A 13832-nucleotide genomic window follows, 5' to 3' on the forward strand; every position below is an offset into this window, starting at 1 on the left:
CTCCCAAGGCAGGCAGCGCATGCTGAGCGACACCATCTTCAGCCTGCCCTTCATGCAGCGGGCCTTTCTCGCCGCGCTGGCGATCGGGTTGGCCGCGCCGGCTATCGGCACGTATCTCGTGCAGCGGCGGTTGGCGTTGATGGGTGATGGGCTTGGGCATGTCGCGCTCACCGGGGTCGGGTTGGGGTTGCTGACCAAGACCTCGCCGGTGTGGGGGGCGGTGCTGGTCGCGGTGGTCGGGGCGGCGGCGGTGGAGTTGATTCGGGAGCGGGCGAAGGCCAGTGGGGATGTCGCGTTGGCGATGCTCTTCTATGGCGGTTTGGCCGGCGGGTCGATGTTGATCTCGCTGTCGGGGGGGAATGCGAATCTGAACTCGTACTTGTTCGGGTCGATCCTGTCCACGTCGGTCGGGGATCTGTGGGCGATCGCGGCGCTGGCTGTCGGGGTGTTGGTGGTCACGCTCGGTTTGCGGCGGGCTTTGTTCGCGGTGTGTCAGGACGAGGAGTTCGCGCGGGTGGCGGGGCTGCCGGTGCGCGCTTTGAATCTGCTGATGGCGGTCACCACCGCGGTGACGGTCACCGTGGGGATGCGCGTGGTCGGGGTGCTCATGGTCAGTGCGCTGATGGTGGTGCCGGTGGCGGCGGCGCAGCAGCTGACGCGGGCGTTCGCCGCCACGATGGGTGCTGCCATGGTGGTCGGGGTCGGCGCTGCGTTCTCTGGCGTCACCATGTCGTACTACGCCGACACTCCGCCCGGCGCGTCGATCGTGCTCATCGCGATCGCGGTGTTCATGATCGCCAGTATCAGCGCCGGGCTGGTGCGGCGGGGGCACGGGAGGTCCGGGTCGGGGGCGCGGCCGCGGACGCGCGAACCCGATCCCACGGCTGAACAAGCGGTCGCGACCGGCCGGAGCCTGCCACAATGACTTCGGGTCGCCCCCGCGCGTCCACCGCGCGCCCCGCGCCGATCAGCACGCCAACCGCTAGGAGAAGGACAGTGAGCACCGCAGACACCTCCGGCGACCACTCCGGCGACCACCACGGCGACACCGGCCGGGGCCTGCCGTCCCAGGGCCGCTCCACCCGCCAGCGGTCGGCGGTCGCGGCCCTGCTGGACGAGGTCGACGACTTCCGCAGCGCCCAGGACCTGCACGACCTGCTCAAGCAGCGCGGCGAGTCGGTCGGCCTGACCACCGTCTACCGCGCGCTGCAGTCGCTGGCCGACGCCGGCGAGGTGGACGTGCTGCGCACCGGCGACCGCGAGGTGATCTACCGGCGCTGCTCCACCCCCCGGCACCACCACCACCTGGTGTGCCGCGAGTGCGGCAAGACCGTCGAGGTCGAGGGTCCGGCGGTGGTGGAGAGCTGGGCGGCCCGGGTCGCCGCCGAACACGGGTACTCCGAGGTGTCGCACACCCTGGAGATCTTCGGGACCTGCGGCGACCACTGAGCCGGCGGCCACCTGGAGACGACCACCTGGAGACCACTGAGCGGGACTGCCTGCGAAGGTCACCACGACAGCGGCCGCGGCGCGCTACCTTGGGAACGGTCCGGGGGCGTCCCGCGGTCGTCGCATGATCGCGGAGCGCCCCCGGGCTCTCTCACGCCGTGCCGAGGTCAGACCTCGTCCGGGTCCGCGTACTCGCTCTCGTTGTACTCGTACTCCGGCTCGGTCTCGGCCACCGCGAACTGCTCCTCGTTCGTGAGCGCGCCGCCGTAGCGGCGGTCCCGTCCGGCGAAGGACTCGCACGCGCGCCACAGGTTGGTGCGGTCGAAGTCCGGCCAGAGTGTGTTGTCGAACACGAACTCCGCGTAAGCCGACTCCCACATGAGGAAGTTCGACGTGCGGTGCTCGCCGGAGGAGCGGATGAACAAGTCCACGTCCGGCATGTCCGGCTCGTAGAGATACCGCGTGACCGTCTTCTCGTTGATCTTCGACGGGTCCAGGCGCCCGGCCTTGATGTCCCGGCCCATGTCCGCCATGGCGTCGGCGATCTCCCAGCGGCCGCCGTAGTTGACGCACATGGTGAGGGTCAGGAGCTTGTTGTCCTTGGTGCGCTCCTCGGCCCACTCCAGCTCGTCGATGACCGACTTCCACAGGCGCGGGCGGCGGCCGGCCCAGCGGATGCGGACGCCGAGTTCGTCCATCTCGCCGATGCGGCGGCGGATGGTGTCGCGGTTGAAGCCCATGAGGAAGCGGACCTCTTCCGGGGAGCGCTTCCAGTTCTCGGTGGAGAAGGCGTACGCGGAGATGTGCGTGATGCCGCCGAGCTGCACCGCGCCCTCGACCACGTCGAACAGCGAGGCCTCGCCGACCTTGTGGCCCTCTATGCGCGACAGGCCGCGCTCCTTGGCCCAGCGGCCGTTGCCGTCCATCACCAGGGCCACGTGCCGGGGCACCAGGTCCAGCGGGATGTCCGGCGGCAGCGCGCCGCGCTTGTGCGGGAAGGGGTCGCGGTTGACGCCCGGCTGCCGCTTGGCGAGGCGCTCTTCCAGGATCCGTCGGGTCAGTCTCACCGCTCCACCTAATCTCGTCCTACGTCACGTGCTCTGCCGCCCGCAGCCGGCACCGGTCAGCGCTCGACCGGACAGCGCTCGACCAGCTCAGCGCTGGACCGGTCAGCGCTCGACCAGCCGCAGGGACCGCAGTCCGCGCTCCAAGTGCCACTGCAGGTAGGCGGCGACCAGGCCGCTGCCCTCCCGCCGGTGCTTGTCGGCACTGGCGTCGGCGACTCCCCAGTCCCCCGCGAGCAGCGCCCCCAGCAGGGCGAGTGTCTCACGGGCCGGGGCGACCGACCCCGCCGGCTTGCAGTCCGAGCACACCGCCCCGCCGGCCGGCAGGTTGAAGAACCGGTGCGCGCCCGGGTCCCCGCAGCGCGCGCAGTCCTCGAAGGACGGCGCGTAGCCCGCGATCGCCAGGGAGCGCAGCAGGAACGCGTCCAGGACCAGCCCGGCGGAGTGCTCACCTGAGGCCAGCGTACGCAACCCGCCGACGAGCAGGAGGTACTGCTGCACGGCGGGCACATCATCTTCACTCAACCGCTCCGCGGTCTCCAGCATCGCCTGCCCCGCGGTGTAGGCGGGATAGTCGGAGACCAGGGTCCCGCCGTAGGCCGCCAGCGTCTCGGCCTGGGTGACCAGGTGCAGGTCGCGGCCATGTTTCTCGAAGATCTGGACGTCGACGAAGGTGAAGGGCTCCAGCCGCGAACCGAACTTCGAGGAGGTCCGGCGCACCCCCTTGGCCACCGCCCGGACCCGGCCGCGGTCCCGGGTGAGGAAGGTGATGATGCGGTCGGCCTCCCCGAGGTTCCGGGTGCGCAGGACGACGCCTTCATCGCGGTGCAGGGGCATCGTCCCAGTGTAGGTGCGGCCGGGGACGGCGGAGGGCCCGCGCGGGACGGAAGTCCGCCCCGCACGGGCCCTGCAACGCACTATCGGATCGCCGGGACGCCGACAGTGACCGAGATCACTGCTGCTGATGAGGCGGCGGCCACCCGGTCGGGCCCTGATCGTCGTTCGGCGTGACATGCGTCGGCTCATCGGCCGGGGCGACGGGACGCGGCAGCGGGATCGCCATGGTCTCCATCGAGGAGGACGGGTCGATCATGGTCTGCGGCGGCGCCGGGATGGTCTGCGGCGGCTGCGGAGCGGCCGTCGGGATGAGCATGGTCTCCATGGACGACGCCGGCTGCGGCGGGACATCCTGCGGCGGCTGGGGAGCCTGGATGAGCATGGTTTCCATGCCGGAAGCCGGCGGAGCAGGCTGCGGCGCCTGGATCATCATCGTCTCCATGCCGGAGGCGGCCGGGGTCTGCGGCGGCACCGCATCGTGAGCGCCGGTCGCAGGAGCAGGCTGCGGAGCCTGGATCAGCATGGTCTCCATCGAGGAGGGCTGAGCCGGCTGCGGCGCCTGGATGAGCATCGTCTCGCCACCGGCACCGCCCGCAGCGACAGGAGGCTGCGCGCCAGTGCCCCACACCGGAGCCGCGCCCGTGCCGCCGCCAGCGCCAGCGCCAGCAGAAGCCTGAGCTCCCGTGCCCCAGGCCGGAGCAGCCGGAGCAGCCGGAGCCACAGCACCCGCCGGCACCGCCGCCACGATCCCGGCGACATACGCCTGGCTCATGCCGAGCGCGGCGCCGACCGCGTCGATCACCGCGCGCTCGGCGGGCTGGAGCGGGCCGTCGGCGGCGGCGACGCGGGTCGCGCCGGCCACCAGGGCCTCGCGGCCGGCGTCGGGGAGCTGGCCGGCGAGGCTGCCGAGCATCTGCGACAGGTCCTCGGGGACCACCTGCATGTCCTGGGCCAGGTTGGGTTCGGCGTAGCCGACCGCGCCGGCGGTGACGATCTCCTGGACCGCGATCGCGCGGGCGCCGGGGTGCTCCCAGCCGCCGCGTCGCAGGATGTTGACCATCACGCCGCGCACCGTGTTCTGGAGCAGATCGGTGAACTGCGACGCGGTCGGGCGCGCCAGGACCGAGTCGCGGAAGTCGTTCTTGCAGTAGGTGCAGCGGACGAACTCGCCGACGACCTTCAACGGGATCAGGGGGATGAAGAACAGTGTGAAGAAACGCTGAGCTTTGCGTCGCTCGTAGTTCCGGTCCGCACCACAGGTCGGGCAGGAGAACACCCCTCTGCCGATGACCCGGAAGACGGTTTTCCAGCCCCAGACGATCATTGGTACTCATCCCCTCCGTTCCGCGCGGCGCGGAACAGAGGGAATCCTTCCACAAATCGACATTGCGCCGCGGATCGGCTCCTCCGAAGGGCGGTGGCGGGCGACGGGTGGGCGGTCAGCGGAACGCCCGGTTCACCGCGGAGATGATGGCCTTGAGCGATGCCGTCACGATGTTGGCATCGATCCCCACGCCCCACAGCACCCGGCTGCCGATCGCGCATTCCACGTACGACGCGGCCTTGGCGTCCTCGCCGGAGGTCAGCGCGTGCTCGACGTAGTCCAGCACCCGCACGTCGATCCCGACCCCCGACAGCAGGTTGGTGAACGCGTCGATCGGGCCGTTGCCGACGCCGTCCAGCTGTGTGGTGCTCCCGTCCACCTGCAGGTCGACGGTCAGCTGGTCCTTCTCCTCGATCGCCGAGGAGGCGTGGTGGCCCAGCAGCCGGATGCGTCCCCAGGGCGCCGCTGCCCGGGGCGGAGCCCCATATTCACTCAGCGGCAGGTACTCGTCGACGAAGACGTTCCAGATCTCCTCGGGGGTGACCTCGCCGCCCTCGGCGTCGGTCTTGGCCTGGATGACCTGGGAGAACTCGATCTGCGCGCGCCGCGGCAGGTCCAGCTGGTGCTCGGTCTTCAGGATGTAGGCGACGCCGCCCTTGCCGGACTGGGAGTTGACCCGGATCACGGCCTCGTAGCTGCGGCCCACGTCCTTGGGGTCGATCGGCAGGTACGGCACGGCCCAGACGATCTCGTCGACGGTCTTTCCGGCCGCCGCGGCGTCCCGCTCCAGGTGCTCGAAGCCCTTCTTGATCGCGTCCTGGTGGGACCCGGAGAAGGCGGTGTACACCAGGTCGCCGCCGTAGGGGTGGCGCGGGTGGACCGGCAGCTGGTTGCAGTACTCGACGGTGCGCCGCACCTCGTCGATGTCGGAGAAGTCGATCTGCGGGTCCACGCCCTGGGAGAACAGGTTCAGGCCCAGGGTCACCAGGCACACGTTGCCGGTGCGCTCGCCGTTGCCGAACAGGCAGCCCTCGATGCGGTCGGCGCCGGCCTGGTAGCCCAGCTCGGCGGCGGCCACGGCGGTGCCGCGGTCGTTGTGCGGGTGCAGCGAGAGCACGATGGAGTCGCGGCGCTCCAGGTTGCGGTGCATCCACTCGATCGAGTCGGCGTAGACGTTCGGCGTGGCCATCTCCACGGTGGCCGGCAGGTTGATGATCACCTTGCGGTCCGGGGTGGGCTGCCAGACCTCGGTGACGGCGTCGCAGACCTCGACGGCGTACTCCAGCTCGGTGCCCGTGTAGGACTCCGGCGAGTACTCGAAGTAGATGTCCGTGCGGGTGCCGTCGGCGCGCGGGGGCATCGCCTCGTAGAACTTCTGGCACAGCTTGGCGCCGTTCACCGCGATCTGCGTGATCCCGGCGGTGTCCTGGCCGAAGACCACCCGGCGCTGGAGCGTGGAGGTGGAGTTGTACAGGTGCACGATGGCCTGCTTGGCGCCGCGCACGGACTCGAAGGTCCGCTCGATCAGCTCCTCGCGGGCCTGGGTCAGGACCTGGATCACCACGTCGTCGGGGATCCGGCCCTCGTCGATGATCTGCCGGACGAAGTCGAAGTCGGTCTGCGACGCGGCCGGGAACCCGACCTCGATCTCCTTGTAGCCCATGGCCACCAGCAGCTCGAACATCTTCAGCTTGCGGGCCGGGGACATCGGGTCGATCAGCGCCTGGTTGCCGTCGCGCAGGTCCACCGCGCACCAGCGCGGAGCCCGGTCGACGACCTTCGTGGGCCAGGTGCGGTCGGCCAGCGCGATCGGCGCGAACGGGACGTACTTGTGGATCGGCATGCCGGAGGGCAGTTGCGGCTGTACTCGCATCGTGCTCAAGACTCCCTGGTGTGTCCTACGAAGGGGACGGCCGACGGCGGAAACACGAACTGCCGCGACGAGGGAGCCGGCCTGTTTCGGTTCTTACAGGCCCTCGCCGCGGCTGCTAAGAAGGAGCAGGCCGCACAGGCAGGAGTTGCACATAGCGTTGCGACTGTATCCCGACCGTCTCAACGGGCGCACTTCGTGTCCGTGATCCGAGACACCTTCCGCATCACTCGTTCAGCGTAATCACAGCTGCCGCTCTGCATCACAATTGTGACCAAGATAACGAATCCGGCCATAGTTACCGCTATGACGAGGGCTACCTTCTGCGGCATCGTCCCGCCACACCTGCTGTCCCGCCTGGCCGGCTCCGGCCTGCACGCCGCGGACGCCGCGCGCCGGACGCTGACCCTCGACGTCCGGCACCGCCTGACCCGCGGCGCGGTCCCCTGGGTCGGCGAGCGGCACCTGGCGCCGCCGACCGGCGTGGAGCGCCGCGACGACCGCGCGATCTTCGACGACCACGACACCGAGCACCTGCCGGGCTCGCAGGTCCGCGCCGAGGACGGGCCGGCCACCGGCGACCCGGGCGCGGACGAGGCCTACGACGGGCTCGGGGCGACCTTCGACTTCTATCTGAAGGTCTACAACCGCTGGTCGGTGGACGGCCAGGGCCTGCCGCTGAAGGGCACGGTCCATTACGGCGTGCAGTACGACAACGCCTTCTGGAACGGCTCGCAGATGGTGTTCGGCGACGGCGACGGCGCGGTGTTCGGCCGCTTCACCGGCGCGGTCGACGTCATCGGCCACGAACTCACCCACGGCGTGACGCAGTACACGGCGAACCTCGTCTACCGCGGCCAGTCCGGCGCGCTGAACGAGTCGGTGTCCGACTGCTTCGGCTCGATGGTCAAGCAGTACCAGCTCGGCCAGGACGCCGCCGACGCCGACTGGCTGATCGGCGCCGGCCTGTTCCGGCCCTCGGTCCAGGGCGCCGCCCTGCGCTCGATGAAGGACCCGGGCACCGCCTACGACGACCCCCACCTGGGCAAGGACCCGCAGCCGGCGGCGATGTCAGGCTACGTCGACACCACCGACGACGACGGCGGCGTGCACATCAACTCCGGCATCCCCAACCGCGCCTTCTACCTGGCGGCCACCGCCATCGGCGGCAGGTCCTGGGAGGGCGCCGGCGCGGTCTGGTACGACGTGCTCACCTCCCCCATGCTCCCGGCCGCCTCGACCTTCGCCACCTTCGGCACCGCGACCGTGCACGCCGCCGAATCCCGCTTCGGCCGCCGGTCGCAGCAGGCGCACGCGGTCGCGGCGGCGTGGCGGGAGGTCGGGGTGTCGGTGCACTCCTGACCCGGACGAAAATCGATCGCCGCGAACGCGGGTTCTGCCTAGCATCGCGACGGTGAGCATCACGATCCGAAACCTCGACCCCGCGGGTGCGGACACGGTGTCCACGCTGCTTCCGCTCCTGCGCGCCGCCACGGCCACTGACCTGCCGCGGCATCCCGAGCCCACCGCGTCCTACCTGCGCAGGCTCATGATGCCGCGCGCCAACTGGGACACCACCTGCCTGGTCGCCTACGACGGGGACCGCGCTGCCGGCTACGGCTGTCTGGCCCACGACGTCGAGATCAACCCGGACCTGGTCTACGGCGACCTGCGGATCGCCGCCCAGGATCGGGCCGAAGTCACCGGGCCGCTGATCGAGGCGTCCAAGGAGTACGCCCGCAGCCGCGGCGCCGTGCGGCTGGTGCTGGACTCCAGCGAGTTCTCCGGCTACGAGCCGCTCCACAGCGCCGCGGGCGGCCGCGTGCTCGCCGCCGACTGCCGCCGCCAGGTGGACCTGACCGCGATCGACCGCGCCCAATACGCCGCGTGGGCGGCGCCGTCGGAGAAGAACGCGCACTACCGCTTCGAGATCTGGACGATCCCGACACCGGAGGACCTGCTGCCCGCGCTGATCGAGGCGTACGAGGCGATGCGCGACGCCCCGCACGGGGACCTGGAGTTCAAACACGCGCCGCCGGACGTCGACCGGCGCCGGCGCACCGAGGCCGCCATTCTGGCGTCGGGCCCGCAGATGTACATCGCCGCGGCGCTCACCCAGGACGGCGAGATCGGCGGCTTCCACGAGGTGCTCGTCCTGCCGGACTTCCGGATGGCCGACGTCGGCAACACCGGCGTCCCGGCGAAGTTCCGCGGCCACGGCCTGGGCCTGCGCCTCAAAACAGCGCTCGCGCTCCATCTGCTGACCCACGAGCCGCATCTGACGACCATCTCGACCTGGAACGACGCGCAGAACGCGCCGATGGTCCGGGTGAACGAGGCGATGGGCTACGAGATGGCCGAGAACTGGTCCTCCTGGCAGTTTGACCTCTAATATCAGAATTCTGCATCAGTGACTCTGAGGCAGTGCTCGGAGCAGAATTCGCCAGAGGGAGGACCACAGCGTGGCCGACCTGCCCGTCGCCCCGCTGGACGCGACCACCCGCACGCTGTGCGCGCAGACGTACTGGGACATGGCCTTCGCGCGCGAGGCAGAGGAGCTTCTGCTCGGCACCGGCTTCTCCGCGATCGGGCCGCCGGTCGGGCTGAACCTGCCCTCGATCCTGCAGCACGCCGAGCACTCGCTGCGGATCCGGCGGCGCCGGGACTGGGCGCTGCTAGCGTGCTGGCTGCTGGCAGTGTTCTGCGTCGCGGGTCCGCTGCTGGTCACCCGGGGCACCAAGGACTTCCTGCCGGCGCTGTTCGGCGTGGCCTGCGGCCTGGGCTCGGTCGGCGCGCTGGCCTGGACGGTGGCGACCGCCGCGCGCTGGATCCGCGTCCACTCCGCCTTCGCGCTGCTGCGCACCTCGGCCTCCCCGCTGGCCTCGGCGCCGCCGCTGCCCCCGGACGTGCACGGCGAGATCGTCGCCGACCAGGGCTCGAACGTGGTCTGCTACGCCGCGGCCTCCCCGACGCCGTTCGCCGGCTTCGGCGAGCTGGTGGACGACAAGGTCATGGTGCACCTCCCGCTGGTCCTGGTCCCGGCCTACGTCGAGGGCGCCGGCACGAAGGACACCCACCACGTCGACGCCACCGACCTGCACCTGTACCTGCGCAACGAGATGAGCCGCGACAGCGGGGTGCGGGACCTGACGATCGTCAGCAACCTGTTCGTCCGCGGCGACGCGGCCAACGGCGTCGCGGGCCTGTGGCCCGGCGGCAAGGAGGCCCGGCCCTCCCGCCAGGCGCACGCCCTGATCTACTCCGCCGGCATCAACGACCCCGGCGACCGCGCGCAGACCTACCTGACCCTGCAAGCGATCCGGCACGGCGGCAACCTGGTGGTCTCGATGCACGTCCGCCTCCGCGAGCAGCACGAGCGCATATCCCTGGAGATAGCCTCGGCGATCGCCGCGCCGCTGGCGGGCAAGTACACCACCGTCGGCGGCGCGCTGCCCCGCTCACTCGGCGGTCTGCGAGCCCACGCGCGCTGGTACGCGCTGATGGAACTGCCCGCCGCGCTGACCGAGGCCTGGAGCGGTCCGGTGATCCGCTTCGTCATCCGCCGCCTGCGCCTGCGCGCCCGCCTGGACATCCTGCGCGGCATCCGCTCGGGACGCATGCCGGACCGCGGCGCCCGCACCTCGCTGCGCCGCTGGACCATGGACCCGGCGAAGATCCAGTACCAGGAGGAGGCCGACGCGCGCGACATCCTGCAACGGCTGCGCAAGGCGCTGTTCGACCACCTGGTGAACTACTTCGAGATGCACAAGATCTCCACCGGCGAGCTGATGCGGATCCGGGAGAACGTGCTGATCGTGGAGATGAAGTTCCGGGGCGAGGTCATCGACGGCGCGCGAGCGTTCGGGGCGAACGAGAAGAACTGAACGCAGGGTTCTGATACGCGGCGGTTGCCGGTCCATCAGCGCGCCGTCGGTCGGGGAGTGGAATACGAACCCTGAGAAGAAGTCAGGACACGAACTCAGAAGCCGAGTTTGGCCAGCTGCTTGGGGTCGCGCTGCCAGTCCTTGGCGACCTTCACGTGCAGGTCCAGGAACACCGGGGTGCCCAGCAGCGCCTCGATCTGCCGGCGGGCCTGCGAGCCGACGTCGCGCAGCCGCTCGCCGCGGTGGCCGATGACGATCGCCTTCTGGCTCGGGCGCTCGACGTACAGGGTCGCGTGCACGTCCAGCAGCGGACGGTCGGCGGGGCGGCCCTCGCGCAGCGTCATCTCCTCGACGGTGACGGCCAGGGAGTGCGGCAGCTCGTCGCGCACGCCTTCCAGCGCGGCCTCGCGGACCAGCTCGCCGACCATGATCTCTTCCGGCTCGTCGGTCAGCTCCCCGCCCGGGTACAGCGGCGGGGACTGCGGGAGCTGCTTCACCAGCAGGTCCTCCAACAGCTGGATCTGCTCGTCGCGGACGGCGGAGACCGGGATCACCTCGGCCCACTCGATGCCGACCTCGCGGCCCAGCTCCATCAGGGCCAGCAGCTGCTCGGCGATGAACTCCTTGGCGGCCTTGTCGGTCTTGGTCAGGATGGCGATCTTCGGGGTCCGGCGGACCTGCGCGAGCTCGGCGGCGATGAAGCGGTCGCCGGGACCGATCTTCTCGTCGGCGGGCACGCAGAACCCGATGACGTCCACCTCGTTCCAGGTGGCGCGCACCTCGTCGTTCAGGCGCGCGCCGAGCAGGGTGCGCGGCTTGTGCAGCCCGGGGGTGTCGACGAGCACCAGCTGCGCGTCGTCGCGGTGCACGATGCCGCGCACGGTGTGCCGGGTGGTCTGCGGCCGCCCGGAGGTGATCGCCACCTTCGCGCCCACGACCGAGTTGGTCAGCGTCGACTTGCCCGCGTTGGGACGCCCCACGAAGCACGCGAACCCGGCGCGGAAGTCCTCGGGGAACTCATCGCGCGGCGGCGAGTCGTCCCGGACCCCGCGGCCGTAGGCGGTCGGCGCCGGCTCGGTGTCACGGACCCGGTCGGAGGTGACGCGCTTCTCGGCGAGCTGCTGGCTGCGCTTGACGCGCTCGGCCTTCTTCTTCGCCGCCTCGGCGTTCGCCGCCTGGCGGGACCGGGATCGTCCACTCGCGCTGCTCGTCATGGGGACCATTCTCCCTCACTCCGGGCGCGCCGCTGCCCGGACCGCTTCCAGGTCCGGTCCGACCCGCCGATCAGAGCCGCCGATCAGAGCTCCGGACAGAGCTCCGGGCAGAGCTCCGGGCAGACCTTCGCCTCAGAGCTTCGGGTCCGCCAGGAACAACCGCGGCGGCGCCCCGGCACCCTTGAGGTCGGCGACCACGTCCAAATCCTCCTGCCGGAACTTCTTCTCCTCGGTGACCAGCACCGCCGCCTCCAGCGCCCGCGCCCCACTGACGACCGCCATCGCGACCGCGGTCTGCAACGCCGAGAGCTTCAACGCCGGCAGCTCGACAGTGGTCGCGACATAGGTACGTCCGGTCTCGTCACGCAGCGCCGCGCCCTCGGCCGCGCCGTTGCGCGCCCGCTGCGCCTTGGCGAGGGTGTGGAGCTTGGCGTTCTCGGGATCCAGCTGGGAATCGGTCATGGTCCAACGCTACCGAAACACCACGGCATCCTCGGGCGCGAGCGTCATCACACTCAGCGTCGCGGAGTTCTCGGCGGCGATGGCACCCTCGACCCGCTCGACGATCAATGCGAGTGAGGAAGAATATCTTCTCGCGACCGAGCAGCTGCTCGGTCGAGCGGTAGTTCTTCCATTGCTCGCGATAGTGATAGACGCTTTCCAAAGACACCAGGATCTACTGGAAAACAGCAGAGGACCCCGGATTTCTCCGGGGTCCTCTGCCTTCACTCTGAGCGGATGACGAGATTCGAACTCGCGACCCTCACCTTGGCAAGGTGATGCTCTACCAACTGAGCCACATCCGCATTCGCCTGCCGGGTTTCCCCGGCGACGAAGAAAACTATAGCCCATGTCCGGGGTGGGTTCGCCGCCTGGTTACCCGGGACGTGTCAGGCGTCGTCCTGCGGAACGCGCTTCACCAACACGGTCCCGATCCGGCGTCGGCGGCCCTCTGGGGACTCGGCGGTGAGGCGTAGTCCCTCCACTTCGATCTGGGCTCCGGGGATCGGGACGCGGCCGAGCCGTTTGGCCATCAGGCCGCCGACCGTCTCCACGTCGTCGTCCTCCAGGTCCACGCCGAACAGGTCGCCGAGCTCGTCCACGCCGAGGCGCGCGGTGACGCGGGCCGCGTCCGGGGACAGGTGCTCGACCGAGGGGCGCTCCACGTCGTACTCGTCGGCGATCTCCCCGACGATCTCCTCCAGGATGTCCTCGATGGTGACCAGTCCGGCGGTGCCGCCGTACTCGTCGATCACCACGGCCAGGTGGATGTGGCCGGCCTGCATGTCGCGCAGGAGCTCGTCGGCGGGCTTGCTGTCCGGGATGCAGACCGGGTCGCGCATCGCGGACTCGACCAGCTCGGTGGTCTCCCCGCTCGGATGCTCGTGGATCCGCCGGACCAGGTCCTTGAGATACACGATGCCCACCACGTCGTCGGCGTTCTCGCCGACCACCGGGATGCGGGAGAAGCCGCTGCGCAGTGCCAGCGACAGCGCCTGGCGCAGGGTCTTGTGCCGCTCGATGAACACCATGTCGGTGCGCGGGACCATCACCTCGCGCACCAGCGTGTCGCCGAGCTCGAAGACCGAGTGCACCATGCGGCGCTCCTGGTCCTCGATGACGCTGTTCGCCTCGGCGAGGTCCACCAGGGCGCGCAGCTCGGCCTCGGAGGCGAACGGGCCCTCGCGGAAGCCCCGGCCGGGCGTCACCGCGTTGCCGACCGCGATCAGCAGCTGCGCCAGCGGGCCCAGGACCGTGGTCAGCAGCGCCAGCGGGCCGGCGAAGTGCAGCGCCACCCGCACCGAGTGCTGCCGGCCGATGGTGCGCGGCATCACGCCGATGAAGATGTAGGACACCGCGATCATCACGCCGATCGCGGCGAACCCGGCGCCCCAGGCGCCGTCGATCCGGCGCATGAACAGCACGGTGACCAGCACGGTCGCCGCGATCTCGCAGGCCACGCGCAGTAAAAGGACCAGGTTCAGCACCCGGGCCGGGTCGTCGACCAGCTGCTTGAGCCGGGCCGCGCGCGGCACGCCGTCGGCGACGAGCTCGGCGGCCCGCACCCGGGACACCCGGGACAGCGCGGCGTCGGCGCAGGCGGAGAACCCCGCGACCGCGACCAGGACCACGACGGCGACGATCTCCCAGAACAGCAGGACACTCATGCGGCGCTCCCGCCGCCGGAAG

Annotated in this window: 12 protein-coding genes, 1 tRNA gene and 1 pseudogene; 5 read left to right on the top strand and 9 right to left on the bottom strand. The window is 70.3% G+C overall.

The genetic code is table 11. The features are described 5' to 3' along the window. The first annotated feature begins 19 nt into the window (after positions 1-19). Positions 20-925 carry a metal ABC transporter permease gene (locus tag CACI_RS34835; RefSeq protein WP_015795594.1) on the top strand — a complete coding sequence of 302 codons (906 nt, stop codon included), beginning with the start codon at positions 20-22 and terminating at the stop codon, positions 923-925. A 71-nt stretch (positions 926-996) separates the two neighbouring features. After that, positions 997-1449: a Fur family transcriptional regulator gene (locus CACI_RS34840; RefSeq protein WP_015795595.1), complete on the top strand. Its 453-nt coding sequence runs from the start codon at positions 997-999 to the stop codon at positions 1447-1449. Between the two features lie 167 nt (positions 1450-1616). On the opposite strand, the gene CACI_RS34845 is transcribed toward CACI_RS34840, so the two are convergent. The 4 genes from CACI_RS34845 to leuA form a co-directional block, all read right to left on the bottom strand. Then, positions 1617-2510, bottom strand: a complete 894-nt coding sequence (locus CACI_RS34845; protein ID WP_395994350.1) for an isoprenyl transferase — start codon at positions 2508-2510, stop codon at positions 1617-1619. Between the two features lie 108 nt (positions 2511-2618). Continuing rightward, positions 2619-3350, bottom strand: a complete 732-nt coding sequence (recO, locus tag CACI_RS34850) for a DNA repair protein RecO (protein WP_015795597.1) — start codon at positions 3348-3350, stop codon at positions 2619-2621. 115 nt (positions 3351-3465) lie between these two features. Next, a complete protein-coding gene (locus CACI_RS34855) occupies positions 3466-4674 on the bottom strand; it encodes a TerB family tellurite resistance protein (RefSeq protein ID WP_015795598.1) in 1209 nt (402 codons plus the stop codon). 115 nt (positions 4675-4789) lie between these two features. Further along, on the bottom strand, positions 4790-6547 hold the full coding sequence (gene leuA, locus CACI_RS34860) for a 2-isopropylmalate synthase (protein WP_015795599.1): 1758 nt from the start codon (positions 6545-6547) through the stop codon (positions 4790-4792). 303 nt (positions 6548-6850) lie between these two features. On the opposite strand from leuA, the gene CACI_RS34865 reads away from it, so the two are divergent. From CACI_RS34865 to CACI_RS34875, 3 genes are all read left to right on the top strand, one after another. Continuing rightward, entirely contained in the window at positions 6851-7906 is a 1056-nt protein-coding gene (locus tag CACI_RS34865) for a M4 family metallopeptidase (RefSeq protein ID WP_015795600.1), read from the top strand. A gap of 52 nt (positions 7907-7958) precedes the next feature. Further along, entirely contained in the window at positions 7959-8936 is a 978-nt protein-coding gene (locus tag CACI_RS34870) for a GNAT family N-acetyltransferase (RefSeq protein WP_015795601.1), read from the top strand. Between the two features lie 70 nt (positions 8937-9006). Beyond that, complete coding sequence (locus CACI_RS34875) at positions 9007-10428, top strand: hypothetical protein (protein WP_015795602.1); 1422 nt, start codon at positions 9007-9009, stop codon at positions 10426-10428. A 95-nt stretch (positions 10429-10523) separates the two neighbouring features. On the opposite strand, the gene era is transcribed toward CACI_RS34875, so the two are convergent. From era to CACI_RS34895, 5 genes and pseudogenes are all read right to left on the bottom strand, one after another. After that, positions 10524-11651, bottom strand: coding sequence for a GTPase Era (gene era, locus CACI_RS34880; protein WP_015795603.1), 1128 nt, complete (start codon positions 11649-11651; stop codon positions 10524-10526). Between the two features lie 123 nt (positions 11652-11774). After that, the gene (locus CACI_RS34885) at positions 11775-12104 is read right to left on the bottom strand and encodes a cytidine deaminase (protein WP_015795604.1); all 330 of its coding nucleotides are present in this window, start codon (positions 12102-12104) and stop codon (positions 11775-11777) included. 157 nt (positions 12105-12261) lie between these two features. After that, positions 12262-12312: pseudogene (locus CACI_RS54500) on the bottom strand (DUF4231 domain-containing protein); the annotation flags it as partial. A 63-nt stretch (positions 12313-12375) separates the two neighbouring features. Further along, positions 12376-12448: transfer RNA gene (locus tag CACI_RS34890), tRNA-Gly, on the bottom strand. A gap of 84 nt (positions 12449-12532) precedes the next feature. Next, on the bottom strand, positions 12533-13810 hold the full coding sequence (locus tag CACI_RS34895; RefSeq protein ID WP_015795605.1) for a hemolysin family protein: 1278 nt from the start codon (positions 13808-13810) through the stop codon (positions 12533-12535). Positions 13811-13832 lie beyond the last annotated feature (22 nt).

It is taken from the genome of Catenulispora acidiphila DSM 44928 (assembly GCF_000024025.1).
GTDB classification, from domain to species: Bacteria; Actinomycetota; Actinomycetes; order Streptomycetales; family Catenulisporaceae; genus Catenulispora; species Catenulispora acidiphila.

What these genes read in the sequence shown, in the direction of transcription:
- CACI_RS34885 (WP_015795604.1), bottom strand. Translation starts at nt 12,104, where the DNA reads ATGACCGATTCCCAGCTGGATCCCGAGAACGCCAAGCTCCACACCCTC.
- recO (WP_015795597.1), bottom strand. Translation starts at nt 3,350, where the DNA reads ATGCCCCTGCACCGCGATGAAGGCGTCGTCCTGCGCACCCGGAACCTC.
- CACI_RS34895 (WP_015795605.1), bottom strand. Translation starts at nt 13,810, where the DNA reads ATGAGTGTCCTGCTGTTCTGGGAGATCGTCGCCGTCGTGGTCCTGGTC.
- era (WP_015795603.1), bottom strand. Translation starts at nt 11,651, where the DNA reads ATGGTCCCCATGACGAGCAGCGCGAGTGGACGATCCCGGTCCCGCCAG.
- CACI_RS34835 (WP_015795594.1), top strand. Translation starts at nt 20, where the DNA reads ATGCTGAGCGACACCATCTTCAGCCTGCCCTTCATGCAGCGGGCCTTT.
- CACI_RS34865 (WP_015795600.1), top strand. Translation starts at nt 6,851, where the DNA reads ATGACGAGGGCTACCTTCTGCGGCATCGTCCCGCCACACCTGCTGTCC.
- CACI_RS34855 (WP_015795598.1), bottom strand. Translation starts at nt 4,674, where the DNA reads ATGATCGTCTGGGGCTGGAAAACCGTCTTCCGGGTCATCGGCAGAGGG.
- leuA (WP_015795599.1), bottom strand. Translation starts at nt 6,547, where the DNA reads ATGCGAGTACAGCCGCAACTGCCCTCCGGCATGCCGATCCACAAGTAC.